Origin of the sequence: Streptomyces gottesmaniae, from assembly GCF_031845845.1 — a bacterium.
Classification (GTDB): Bacteria; Actinomycetota; Actinomycetes; order Streptomycetales; family Streptomycetaceae; genus Streptomyces; species Streptomyces akebiae.
The window spans coordinates 137,484-150,120 of sequence record NZ_JAVRFJ010000016.1 but is presented as its reverse complement, the minus strand read 5'-3'; the positions used below and the strand labels follow the sequence as shown (position 1 = coordinate 150,120).

Here is a 12,637-nt window from a genome sequence, read left to right as displayed (position 1 = left end):
CGCGTGCAAGATCACAAAATGTGAAGGGGCGCGGCCATGGTGGCGAAGAAGACCGCCGTTCAGCAGTCGGCGTCCGGCAGATCCACGGTGGCCTCCGGCGGTGGAGACGAGGGGCCGAAGGCCTCGGCGGTGCAGGCGGCCGGCAAGAAGAGGGTGGCGAAGAAGGCGTTGGCCACGAAGGCGGTGGCGAAGAAGGCGGTGGCCAAGAAGGCCGCAGCGGAGAAGCCGGGCGCCGGGAAATCGGTCGCCGGGAAGCCGGTTGCCGGGAAGTCCGTCACCGGGAAGTCGGCGGGCAGGAAGTCCGTCGGTGGCGAGTCGGTCGTCAAGAAGGCCGCGGCCAAGAAGGCGACGACGGTGAAGCAGAGCACCTCTGCGACGAAGAGCACGGTCAAGAAGGCGGACGCGGCCGAGGCCGCCGAGACGACGGGAGCCACGACAGTGGTTGCGAAGAACACTCCTGGTACGGCTACGGCGGCGAAGAAGAAGCCCACCGCCGTCCCCAAGGCACGGCCCGCCGCGGTGGAGCCCGGCGAGCTCGCGGTACGCCCCGGTGAGGACCCCTGGAGCCCCGACGAGGTGGACGAGGCCCGGACGGAGCTGCAGTCCGAGGCGACGCGGCTGAGGACCGAGCTGGAGGCCTCCGAGCGGGCCCTGACCGGTCTGATGCGGGACTCCGGGGACGGCGCGGGCGACGACCAGGCCGACACCGGGGCGAAGAACATCACGCGCGAGCACGAGTTGTCCCTCGCCCACAACGCGCGCGAGATGCTCGACCAGACCGAGCGCGCCCTGGACCGGCTCGCCTCGGGCACCTACGGACTCTGCGAGAACTGCGGCAATCCGATCGGAAAGGCGCGAATGCAGGCCTTCCCCCGGGCCACACTCTGCGTCGAGTGCAAGCAGAAGCAGGAACGCCGCTAGCGATCGCCCACTGAGCCCCTGGTCCGCGGCGGGTGTGTCGTACCTTTGTCCTCAGTCAGGAACCTAGGTTGAGGGACTCACGTGGCAGAGGCGGAGCGCATCATCGGTACGCCGGACATTCCAGACGCGGCCGGGGCCGACCCGGAGCAGTCCGTCGGCGGCGACGACGCCGCGGCGCAGCGGGCCGAGACGGCCGCGAAGCCGCGCGGCAGGCGCCGGATCGCCGTGCTGTTCGGGGTCGCCGCGCTGGCGTACGCGCTCGACCTGGTCAGCAAGATGATCGTGGTCGCCAAGCTGGAGCACCATGAACCGATCGAGATCATCGGGGACTGGCTGAAGTTCGAGGCGATCCGCAACGCGGGCGCGGCCTTCGGCTTCGGCGAGGCCTTCACGATCATCTTCACGGTGATCGCGGCGATCGTGATCCTGGTGATCGCCCGGCTCGCCCGCAAGCTCTACAGCCTGCCCTGGGCGATCGCGCTCGGTCTGCTGCTCGGCGGTGCGCTGGGCAACCTCACCGACCGGATCTTCCGGTCGCCGGGTGTCTTCGAGGGCGCGGTCGTCGACTTCATCGCGCCGAAGGGCTTCGCGGTCTTCAACCTCGCCGACTCGGCCATCGTGTGCGGCGGCATCCTGATCGTGCTGCTGTCGTTCCGGGGGCTCGACCCGGACGGGACCGTCCACAAGGACTGAACCCGGCGGGACCGACGGGGTTTTCCACAGGCGCGGTCGGGCGTGTCGTGGCGGTCCGGCATACTCGTCGGGTGAGCACGATTCCCGAGATCCGTACCCTGCCCGTGCCCGACGGCCTGGAGGGCGAGCGTGTGGACGCCGTCATCTCCCGCATGTTCGGCTTCTCCCGTACCAAGGCGGCCGAGCTCGCCGCCGCGGGGAAGGTCACGGTCGACGGGTCGGTGGTCGGCAAGTCGGAGCGGGTGCACGGCGGGGCCTGGCTCGAGGTCGAGATGCCGCAGGCGCCCGCGCCGGTGCAGATCGTCGCCGAGCCGGTCGAGGGCATGGAGATCGTGCACGACGACGATGACGTGGTCGTGATCGTCAAGCCGGTCGGTGTGGCCGCGCACCCCAGCCCCGGCTGGTCGGGACCCACCGTCATCGGCGGGCTCGCCGCCGCCGGGTACCGCATCTCCACCTCCGGCGCCGCCGAGCGGCAGGGCATCGTGCACCGGCTCGACGTCGGCACCTCGGGTCTCATGGTGGTCGCCAAGTCGGAGTACGCGTACACGTCCCTCAAGCGCCAGTTCAAGGAGCGGACGGTCGACAAGCGGTACCACGCGCTGGTCCAGGGCCACCCCGACCCCACGAGCGGCACCATCGACGCGCCCATCGGACGCCACCCCAACCACGACTACAAGTGGGCGGTCATCGCCGAGGGCAAGCCGTCGGTCACGCACTACGACCTGGTCGAGGCGTTCCGCGCCGCGTCCCTGCTCGACATCAAGCTGGAGACCGGGCGCACCCACCAGATCCGCGTCCACATGGCCGCCCACCGGCACCCCTGCGTCGGTGACCTCACGTACGGCGCCGACCCGACGCTCGCCAAGCGGCTCGGCCTCACCCGTCAGTGGCTGCACGCCGTACGCCTCGGTTTCGAGCACCCCGGGGACGGCAGCTGGGTCGAGTTCGGCAGCGACTACCCCGCGGACCTGCAGAAGGCCCTGGACAAGGTCCGGGAGGAGACGTACGCGTGAGCCCCGCGCCGGTCTCCTACGAGGTGCGTGTCGCCGACGGCCCCGCTGACCGCGAGGCGTGTTTCGCGGTGCGCAAGCAGGTCTTCGTCGTCGAACAGGGCGTGCCGGAGGACCTGGAGTACGACGCGTACGACGCCGAGGCCGTGCATGTGCTCGCCGAGCGGGACGACGGGGTCCCCCTCGGGGCCGGGCGGCTGCTGTACGGAAAGGCGGCGGCCGGCAAGACCGGTGGGGAGCCCGGTGTGGGGTCCCTGGGGCGGCTCGCCGTCGTGCCGGAGGCCCGGGGGCTGGGCGTCGGGGTCGCGCTGGTGCGGGCGGTCGAGGAGGCGGCGCGGGAGCGCGGGCTGACCGCGGTGGACCTGGGGGCGCAGACGCATGCCCTGGGGTTCTACGCGCGGCTGGGGTATGAGGCGTACGGGCCGGAGTTCCCGGACGCGGGCATCCCTCATCGGGCGATGCGGCGAAGGCTTTAGCGTTCGGCGGTGCGGGTGGGGCACCCTGGGCATCCGGTCGGTCGTGATCGTCTAGCACCAGCGGAGCGCCCCCATGGATCAATTGGCCCTGTTCTTCGTCTTGTTGGTCGGGGCCGTGGTCAGCGTGCCGGTGGGGGAGCGGCTGAAGCTGCCGGCGCCGGTGCTGATGACGCTGCTGGGCATCGCCCTGGCCCTGCCCGGGTTCGTGCCCAATGTGGAGATCCCGCCGGAGCTCATCCTGCCGCTGCTGCTGCCCCCGCTGCTGTACGCGGCGGTGCGGCGGACCTCCTGGCGGCAGTTCACGGCCAACCTGCGGCCGATCCTCCTGCTGGCCGTGGCGCTGGTGTTCGTGACCACCGCCGCGGTGGCCGCCGTGGCGAACGCGATCGTGCCCGGACTGCCCGTCGCGGCGGCCGTGGCGCTCGGCGCCCTCGTCGCGCCGCCCGACCCGGTCGCGGCGACGGCCGTGGCGGGACAGCTCGGGCTGCCGCGCCGGCTGGTGTCGATACTGGAGGGCGAGGGCCTCTTCAACGACGTCACGGCCATCGTGCTCTACCACGTGGCCATCGCGGCCGCCGTCAGCGGATCGTTCTCCTGGCCGGGCGCCGCGCTCCAGCTCGTGCTGTCGGCCGTCGTCGCCCTCGCCGTGGGGATCGGGCTCGGCTGGGCCGCCAACAAGCTGATGGACTTCCTCGAGGACGCGACGCTGCAGATCGGGCTGACCCTGCTCGTGCCGTACGCGTCGTACGTGATGGCCGAGGAGCTCCACGGGTCCGGGGTGCTCGCGGTGCTCACGACCGCGTTGTTCCTCGCGGAGTACGCGCTCGGTGCGGACGACGTCCTGACGCGGCTCGCCGGGCACACCGTCTGGGACGTCGTGGACACGCTGGTCACCGGTGTCGCCTTCGGGCTGATCGGGCTGGAGCTGCACAACGCCATCCGTACGGCGTCCGGGCGATGGGGCGAGATGCTCGGCTGGGCGGCGGCCGTCGTGGTCGTCGTCGTGCTCGTACGGCTGCTGTGGCTGCTGCCCGCGACGTGGCTGGCGCGGCGGTTGCACGCGAAGCGGGACTACGACGAGGAGATCCCGGTGTCCTGGCGCGAGACCGTGGTGATGTGGTGGTCGGGGATGCGCGGGGTGGCCTCCGTGGCGCTGGCGCTGGCGATTCCGTTGGAGACCGACAGCGGGGCGCCGTTCCCGGACCGGGACGAGATCGTGTTCATCGCGTTCGGGGTGATCATGGCGACGCTGGTGCTGCAGGGGCTGACTCTGCCGTGGCTGGTGCGGCGGCTGGGGGTGCGGGCCGACGAGGGGGCCGAGAAGGAGTTCGAGAAGGCGTTGGCCGTACGGGCGGCGAAGGCGGCGAAGCGGCGGCTGAAGGAGATCGAGGAGGTGGAGGAGCTGCCGGAGGAGATGTCCGAGCGGTTGCTGCGGCGGGCCTTCGAGATCGGGGTGCGGATCAGTCCGGAGGTGGGGGAGGACGAGCGGCGGGAGGGCCATGAGCAGCGGGTGCGGCGGCTTCGGCGGATGCGGCGGATCCAGGGCGAGATGCTGAGCGCGGCTCGCCACGAGGTGCTGGCCGCGCGGAGTGAGCCGGGCGCGAATCCCGAGGTGGTGGACCGGGTGCTCCGGCATCTGGATGTGCGCAGCCTGCGCTGACCCGCCGGTACCGTGCCGGTGAGTCGGCGGGCCTGGAGTCGTCGTGTGACGTGCTTGTGCCGAGGGGCCGGAGAGCCACCGAGGTGGCGGCTCGGGGGAGTTGGGGGTTTGTAGGGTCGGGGGTATGGCTCGCAATGTGGTGATCAGTGGTGGCGGGACGGGGATCGGGCGCGCGGCGGCGGAGGTGTTCGCGGCCGGTGGGGACCGGGTGTTGTTGGTCGGGCGGCGGGGGGAGGTGCTGGAGAAGGCCGGGGTGCCCGGGGCGCTCACGTACGCGGCCGATCTCTCCGACGCGGAGAGCGTGCGGGGGCTCGCCGCCTTCGTGACGGCGGAGTTCGGGACCGTGGACGTGCTGATCCACAGCGCCGGGGGGAACGGCGGGCTGGAGCCCGCGGTGGACGGGGGCGATCCGCTCGATGCCGTCGCGCACGCCTGGGGCGTCAACTTCCGGCTGAACACGCTGACCGCCGTGCTGCTCACCGAGGCGTTGCGGGAGCGGCTGGCCTCGCCGGGCGGGCGGGTGCTCTTCCTGTCGTCGATCGCGGCGTACCGGGGGTCGGGGAGCGGGGCGTACGCCGCGTCCAAGGCGGCGCTGCACCCCTACGCGTTCGATCTGGCACGGGAGTTCGGGCCGCGCGGGATCACGGTGAACGTCGTGGCGCCCGGCTATGTGGCGGACACCGAGTTCTTCGGCGGTCCGGTGGAGGAGACGCGGCGGGCCCGGCTCGTCGCGGAGACCTCCATGGGCCGGGCAGGTACACCCGCGGATGTCGCCGACACCCTGCACTGGCTCGCGTCGCCCGGCGCCGGACACGTCACCGCGCAGATCGTCCAGGTCAACGGAGGCGCGGAGCGCGGGCACTGAGGGCGTGGGGCGGGCCCGAGGCCGGACCCGCCCCACGTTCACGCCGATGCGCCGACGGTGCCCGTGCTCACCCTCGGTCCGCGGCCCTCGGGGGCTCGTGGACGCGGCTCCGATTGATGCGGGGGGCCGTGCCGTCGCCGTTGTGGGAGGCGGGGTGGGTCGGGGGCAGGACCGCGTCGGCGGTGTTGACGCGGGGGAGGGCGTAGGGGTGGGTCTCGGTGAGCCAGTGGATCAGCTGTTCGCGGACGGTGACGCGGACGGTCCACAGGTCGTCCGGGTCCTTGGCGGTCATGAGGGCGCGCACCTCCATGGTGGAGGGGGTCGAGTCGGTGACCGTCAGGTCGAAGTGGCGGCCGTCCCAGGCGGGGCAGGAACGCAGGATGTCCCGGAGCCGGTCGCGCATCGCGGGCAGCGGCGCGGCGTGGTCGACGTGCAGGAAGACCGTGCCGGTCATCTGGGCGCCGCCCCGCGACCAGTTCTCGAACGGCTTCGAGGTGAAGTACGACACCGGCATGGTGATCCGGCGCTCGTCCCAGGTGCGGACCGTCAGGAACGTGAGGGTGATCTCGTCGACCGTGCCCCACTCGCCCTCCACCACGACCACGTCACCGAGGCGGACCATGTCGCCGAAGGCGATCTGCAGCCCCGCGAAGAGGTTGCTCAACGTGGACTGCGCGGCGATACCGGCGACGATCCCCAGGAGCCCGGCCGAGGCCAGCAGTGAGGCGCCGGCCGCGCGCATCGCCGGGAACGTCAGCAGCATCGCGGCCACGGCCACCACACCGACGATCGCCGAGACGACCCGCATGATCAGCGTGACCTGGGTCCGTACCCGGCGTACCCGGGCCGGATCGCGGTGGGCGCGGGCGTAACGGCTGTACGTCAACTCCACTATCGCGGCCGCGATGCGGATCACCAGCCAGGCCGTGGCGCCGATCAGCACCAGGGTGAGCGTGCGGCCGATGGCGGTGCGGTGCTGTTCCAGCAGCTGCGCCTCGTCGTACGTGGCTCTGAGGAAGGCCGCGCACAGGACCAGTTGGTAGGGGATGCGGCCGCGGCGCAGCAGGCCCCACAGAGGTGTCTCGTGGTGGCGCTGGTCCGCTTTGCGCAGCAGCAGATCGGTCGTCCAGCCGATGAGCAGCGTAAGGACGACCGAGCCACCGATGACGATCAATGGACGGAGTAGGTTCTCCATGCCTTCGAACGTAACCGGCCGCGCGGGGTCATGAACATGTGACTTCCGCCGCGCTCCGGGTACGCGCGCCGGGGACCGCTGTCCGCCCCTGCTGGCACCATGGCCCCATGAACATCATGCTCTTCCACTCGATCTACGGTCTGCGGCCCGCCGTGCGCCGGGCGGCGGACCGGCTGCGCGGTGCCGGACACGAGGTGTGGACCCCCGACCTCTTCAACGGCCGGACGTTCGACACGGTGGAGGAGGGCCGGGCCCTCCACGAGGAGCTGGGCCGGGAAGAGCTCCTCAAGCGGGCGGTGCTGGCCGCCGCCCCCTACTCGGAGCGAGGGCTCGTCTACGCCGGGTTCTCGCTCGGTGCCGCCGTCGCGCAGACCCTCGCCCTGGGCGACAAGAACGCGCGCGGGCTGCTGCTCCTGCACGGCACCTCGGACATCGCCGCCACCGCGTCGGTGGACGACCTGCCCGTGCAGCTGCACGTGGCCGAGCCCGACCCCTTCGAGCCGGACGACTGGCTGAGCGCCTGGTATCTGCAGATGCGCAAGGTCGGCGCCGACGTCGAGGTCTACCGCTACGCGGGCGCCGGCCACCTCTACACCGACCCCGACCTCCCCGACTACGACGAGGAGGCCGCCGAGGCCACCTGGCACGTGGCTCTCGGCTTCCTCGAAACCCTGTGAGACCAGGGCGGGATCACACGGGGTCGTACGTCCGCTCCACCTTCTGTGTCCCGCTCCGCGTCCGGTACGAGCGCGCCCAGGACGAGGTCGCGTCGGCCCTCGTGCGGTCGGACAGGACGTAGAAGTCCATCTGCGCCCGCGCGGCGGTGATGTCCAGCACGCCGTAGCCGTGGCGGTCGGTGTCGACCCAGTGGACGTGCCGGTTGGCGGCGCGGATCAGCGGGGAGGCCACCGCGGAGACGGTGCCCTCCGGGACCTTGACGAGGTCGTCCAGGTTGTCGGAGGTCACCGACGTGACGACGAACTCGGTGGCGGCGGACGCCGACAGCGGGTACGTACCGGCGTTGACCGGCACGTCGTTGGCCCAGGCCATGTGGATGTCACCGGTGAGGAAGACCGTGTTGCGGATCGCGTTCTGCCGCAGGTGGGCGAGGAGTTCGCGGCGGTCGTCGGTGTAGCCGTCCCACTGGTCCGGGTTGAGGGCGAGACCCTCCTTCGGCAGTCCCAGCAGTTCGGCGAGGGGTTCGAAGAGGTCGGCGGTGAGGTTGCCGAGGGCGAACGGGGCGATCATCACTGAGTTGCCGACCAGACGCCAGGTCGTGTCGGAGGACTTCAGCCCGGCCTTCAGCCAGTCGAGCTGGGCCCGGCCGGTCAGCGTGCGGTCCGCGTCGTCGACCTCGCCGTCGCCCACGCCCACCTGCTGCGACCGGAAGGAGCGCAGGTCGAGGAGTGAGAGGTCGACGAGCTTGCCGAAACGCAGGCGTCGGTAGGTGGTGCCCGCGACCGCCGGGCGCACCGGCATCCACTCGAAGTAGGCCTGCTTGGCCGCCGACTGACGGGCCGCCCAGGCGCCCTCCGCGCCCTCGGTGTGGTTCTCGGCACCCGCCGACCACGCGTCGTTGGCGATCTCGTGGTCGTCCCAGATGGCGACCACCGGCGCGGCCGCGTGCAGCGCCTGGAGGTCCGGGTCGGTCTTGTAACGGGCGTGCCGGACGCGGTAGTCGGCGAGGGAGAGGATCTCGTGGGTCGGCGCGTGCGGTCGTACGACCCTGTCGCGGGTGCCGTACTCGCCGGTGCCGTACTCGTAGATGTAGTCGCCGAGATGCAGCCACGCGTCCAGGTCGCCGCGGGCGGCGAGATGACGGTAGGCCGCGAAGTACCCGCCCTCCCAGTTGGCGCAGGACACCACGCCGAAGCGCAGGCCGGTGACGGTGGCGTCGGCGGCCGGGGCGGTGCGGGTGCGGGCGGCGGGCGAGTCGGTGCCGCCGGCCGAGAAGCGGAACCAGTAGTCGGTGGCGGGCGCGAGGCCACGTACGTCCGCCTTGACGGTGTGGTCGGAGGAGGCGCTCGCGGTCGTCGATCCCTTGGCGACGATGTGGGTGAACGCCTTGTCCAGGGCGACGGTCCAGCCGACCTCGATGTCCGGGCCGATGCCGGAGCCGGGCAGCGCGGCGGCGGTGGGCGTCACCCGGGTCCACAGCAGCACACCGTCGGGCAGCGGATCGCCGGAGGCGACGCCGTGCAGGAAGGCGGGGGCCTCTGCCGCCTGCGCCGGTATCGCGGCCGCCAGCGGTGCCGCGAGGACGGCACCGGCCGTGGCCGCCTTGACCACCGTGCGGCGGCTCGGGGCGGACGAACTCGTGGGCCGGGTAGGGGAATCGGGTCTGGAGTGAGATCTGCGACTGGTCACGGCGGATGAGATTACTGATCGGTAAGGCCTGAGGTAAGGCAGAGGTCCGAAATCCGCTCAATGTTCAGACGGTCGTGCGTTGTTCGTCGGATCGCCCATGGCGGTCAGGGCTCCGGTCAGCCCGTGCCCCGGCGGTCAGCGGTCCTCGGCGTAGCGTCTGGCCAGGGTGATCAGGGCCGCGCGGTCGGGACTGCCGGTGCGGTGGCGGAGGCTGGCGAGGTGCTTCTCGACGGTCCGGGGGGAGAGGAAGAGGTGCTCGGCTATCTCCTGGTTGCCGAGCCGCGCGGCGAGCAGGCGCAGAACCTCGTACTCCCGGGCGGTCACCCCCACGCGGCGCAGCTCGCGCGGGATCGTGTCGTGGCCCTGGCGGCGGCGCGGCACGGGCGAGCCCGCCTCGCGCAGCAGCGCCCGGCACGCGGCGGACACGCGGGTCGTGCCCCGCTCGTGGAAGAACTGTTCGGCGGCGCGCAGCCATTCGACGGGCCGGCCCCAGCCGTCGGCGAGCGCGGCCTGGGCGCCCAGCCGCAGACAGAGATGGGCGGCCAGCGGGATCGTGGCGGTGCCGGTCAGGGCCTCCTCCGCCGTCTTGGCGGCCTCGGCGGTCCGGCCCTCGCGGCCCAGCAGGACGGCCCGGGACCAGCCGGCGAAGGGGCGGTCCCAGTGGACCTGGGCGAATCGTTCGGTGCCGGGGCCGTCGAGTTCGACCCAGTCGGTCGTGCCGCGCAGGGTGCGCAGCAGGAGGTACGGGCCGAGGAAGCCGGTGACGCCCCGGGTGCTGGGCAGGGCCCGCATGACGGCGTCCGCCTCGGTGAACTCGGCCAACGCGCGGTCGTGTTCCTCCCGCAGCAGGGAGCAGATGCCGTGGGCCCAGCCCCACACGGAGGTGTCGGCGTAGCCCCAGAGCGCCCCGGCGCCGCGCCCGGCGAGCGCGCGCTCCAGCGTGCGCACGGTGGCGTCGAGCTTCTCCCGCTCCCCGAGCGACGCGGCGATGATGCCGGCCACGCCCGCCCCGATCAACTCCACCTCGCGCAACCGCAGTCGGCGGGCCGTGTCCCGGAGGCGACGCGCGGACTCCGTGGCCCGGTCCTGTTCGTCGCGCAGGATGTGCGCGAGGGTCAGATGCATGTCGGCCCAGGCGGTCATGAGGACCGCGCCGGTGTCCTCGGCGGCCGCCCGCGCGGCGAGCAGCCGGTCCGTGCCGGTGAACCGGACGCGGTCGAGCACGCCCAGTTCCAGCAGACCGCGGATCCGCCACACCGGCAGCGCGTGGGCCTCGGCGGTGGCGACCAGCCGGGCGAACGCGTCCTCCGCCTCGCCCAGGTCCCGGGGACGCAGGCAGTACCCGAGCATGTTGAGCGCCTTGCACGCCACCTCCGGCAGCCCCACCTCCTCCGCGGTCGCGACGGCGCCCTCGGCGAGCGCGCGGGCGCTCTCCAGCCGGTCCGGGCGCTGCGAGTTCAGCACCAGGTGGGCGGCGACCGCGTCCAGCGCGGCGCGGGACGCCGGGTCGGGCGTGTCGCCGAGCAGGTCCCTCGCCCGCCGTACGGCGGTCAGCCCCTCCTCCCACTGCTGGGCGGTCGCCGCGGCCCGCGCCCGGGTCAGAAAAGCCGCCGCCCGTCGGCCGGGCGGTGCGCCGGACACCGTCAGGACTCGGTCCAGCCGTTCACCGAGTTCGGGTACGCGCCGTACGTCCCCGGTGAGGACCAGCGTGCCGAGCAGCTCCTCCAGCAGCCGGGCCACGGCCTCGGGCGGCGCGTTGGGCGTGTCGGCGATCAGTTCCAGGCCCCGGTCGAGGAGTTCCACGGCGGTCAGCAACGCACCCCGGGCGACGGCCTGCCGGCCGGCCCCGGCGAGCAACACGGCCGCCCGCGCCGGCCGGCCACCGGCGACGCACAACTCCGCGGCGAGCCGGTACAGATCGTCACCGGCGTCTTCGCCGAGGGGGCGGTGGGGGGCGGGTGCCAGTGCGGCGGACGGGGCGAGCGCGTGGGGAGGGCCCGCTGGTTCGGGAACGCCGGGCCGCTCCGGGCCGTGGGCGTTCGCCCTGCTCGGCGTGTCGTGGTCCCCGGTGCTCGGCGTGATCGGGCATGTCGGGAGCTTTCCACCGGCGTGCGTCGCGTCGGAGCTCGTGTCCTCGCCGCTCACCCCCCACGCCCCCTCGATCGCGTCCGCCGCCGCCAGACACAGGGCCGCCCGTTCGGCGGGAAGCAGGCGGCGGGTGATGGCGTCGGCGGTGAGGGCGTGTCGGAAGGTGTGCCAGCCGGGGTCGGAGGGGGTGGTGGCGTCGGAGACGAGGTGGGCGTGGGAGGCGTGGCGGAGTTGGGCGAGGGCGGTGGCGCGGTCCAGGCCGGCGGCGCGGGCGGCGATGTCCACGGGGAAGCGCCGGCCGAGGACCGCCGCCGCTTCCAGGAGCGCGACACCGGCCGGCGGCAGTTGGTCCACGCGTTGCAGGACGGCGGCGGCGACCGTGGCGGGCACACCGGCGTCGAGCGAGCCGGTCACCGTCCAGCGGGAGCCCCCGTCCCGGACGAGAGCACCCCCGTCGACCATGGCGCGCAGCAGTTCCTCCACCACGAAGGGAACGCCCTCGGACACGGTGTGCAGCTGCTTCAGCACCGGGGTCGGGACGTCTTCGGCCGAGTCGTGGCCCAGGCAGCGGGCGGCCAGCTCGGCGGTGCCGGCCGGCCCGAGGCGGGCGAGGCGGATCGTCCGGGCCGTACGACGGGACGTGGCGGCCCCGGCGAGGTCGAGCGCCGGGCCGGACTCGCCGCGCAGGGTCGCCAGCAGGACGGTCCGCTGCCCGGAGAGGTTGTCCGTGAGGTAGTCGACGATGGCGAGGGTGTCGGCGTCCGCGTCGTGCAGGTCCTCCAGCACCAGGACGCAGCCGCCGTCCCGGCCGAGGACGTGCAGGAGCCGCAGCACCGCCTCGGCGTACCCGACGAGGGGCGCGCCGTCCTGCGGTGCCAGCCCGCACAGCCGGGTCAGCAGCGGTTCGTAGGGGCCCAGATCCCCGTCCGCGGGCGCCCCGTCGCCCCGTAACGCGGAGAACACGGCCTCAGCCAGGGGGCGCAGCGGCACCGCCCGTCCGGCGGACGCGGCGCGTCCGCGCAGGACGCGCGCCCCGGTGCACGCTGCGGCGGACGCGGCTTCCTCGACGAGCCGGGACTTGCCGATGCCGGGCTCGCCCAGCACGAAGACCGACGAACCCCGCCCGTCCAGGCCCGCCCGGACGACGGCTGCCAGCAGCTCGCGCTCCGCCTCCCTGCCGACCAGGGCGGGCGAGGACAGTGACGAGAAAGACGGCTCCGAAGAGAAGGAAGGCTCCGAAGAGAAGGAAGGCTCCAACGAGAACGACGACAACTCCAGGCCCCCTGCGCCCTGTCGGGATGGTCGTGGCAACCCCGTACGCCTCCCGCACGCCGCGCGCACGTTCCCTCCGTACGCCGG

At 72.8% G+C, this 12,637-nt stretch carries 10 protein-coding genes; 7 read left to right on the top strand and 3 right to left on the bottom strand.

Translation table 11 applies throughout. The features are described 5' to 3' along the window. The first annotated feature begins 36 nt into the window (after window positions 1-36). The 6 genes from RM704_RS19885 to RM704_RS19860 all read left to right on the top strand — a co-directional run bounded on the left by RM704_RS19885 (window position 37) and on the right by RM704_RS19860 (window position 5,628). Entirely contained in the window at window positions 37-921 is an 885-nt protein-coding gene (locus RM704_RS19885; RefSeq protein ID WP_078937177.1) for a TraR/DksA family transcriptional regulator, read from the top strand. Window positions 922-1,002: 81 nt separating this feature from the next. After that, entirely contained in the window at window positions 1,003-1,614 is a 612-nt protein-coding gene (gene lspA / locus RM704_RS19880) for a signal peptidase II (RefSeq protein WP_033528108.1), read from the top strand. 71 nt (window positions 1,615-1,685) lie between these two features. Next, on the top strand, window positions 1,686-2,630 hold the full coding sequence (locus tag RM704_RS19875) for an RluA family pseudouridine synthase (protein WP_033528107.1): 945 nt from the start codon (window positions 1,686-1,688) through the stop codon (window positions 2,628-2,630). Beyond that, on the top strand, window positions 2,627-3,103 hold the full coding sequence (locus tag RM704_RS19870; protein ID WP_033528106.1) for a GNAT family N-acetyltransferase: 477 nt from the start codon (window positions 2,627-2,629) through the stop codon (window positions 3,101-3,103). The genes RM704_RS19875 and RM704_RS19870 overlap by 4 nt, the downstream gene beginning before the upstream one ends. A 73-nt stretch (window positions 3,104-3,176) precedes the next feature. Next, window positions 3,177-4,763: a Na+/H+ antiporter gene (locus RM704_RS19865; protein ID WP_033528105.1), complete on the top strand. Its 1,587-nt coding sequence runs from the start codon at window positions 3,177-3,179 to the stop codon at window positions 4,761-4,763. Between the two features lie 124 nt (window positions 4,764-4,887). Next, window positions 4,888-5,628, top strand: a complete 741-nt coding sequence (locus tag RM704_RS19860) for an SDR family NAD(P)-dependent oxidoreductase (protein WP_033528104.1) — start codon at window positions 4,888-4,890, stop codon at window positions 5,626-5,628. A gap of 67 nt (window positions 5,629-5,695) precedes the next feature. Here RM704_RS19860 and RM704_RS19855 read toward each other — a convergent pair whose 3' ends face one another. Next, window positions 5,696-6,823 (bottom strand): mechanosensitive ion channel family protein, encoded by a 1,128-nt coding sequence (locus RM704_RS19855; protein ID WP_033528103.1) that lies wholly within the window; start codon window positions 6,821-6,823, stop codon window positions 5,696-5,698. Window positions 6,824-6,930: 107 nt separating this feature from the next. On the opposite strand from RM704_RS19855, the gene RM704_RS19850 reads away from it, so the two are divergent. After that, window positions 6,931-7,500 (top strand): dienelactone hydrolase family protein, encoded by a 570-nt coding sequence (locus RM704_RS19850; protein WP_033528102.1) that lies wholly within the window; start codon window positions 6,931-6,933, stop codon window positions 7,498-7,500. Window positions 7,501-7,513: 13 nt separating this feature from the next. On the opposite strand, the gene RM704_RS19845 is transcribed toward RM704_RS19850, so the two are convergent. Next, entirely contained in the window at window positions 7,514-9,190 is a 1,677-nt protein-coding gene (locus RM704_RS19845; protein WP_033528101.1) for an alkaline phosphatase D family protein, read from the bottom strand. Between the two features lie 135 nt (window positions 9,191-9,325). Next, window positions 9,326-12,589, bottom strand: coding sequence for a helix-turn-helix transcriptional regulator (locus RM704_RS19840; protein WP_311590929.1), 3,264 nt, complete (start codon window positions 12,587-12,589; stop codon window positions 9,326-9,328). Between the last annotated feature and the right edge of the window lie 48 nt (window positions 12,590-12,637).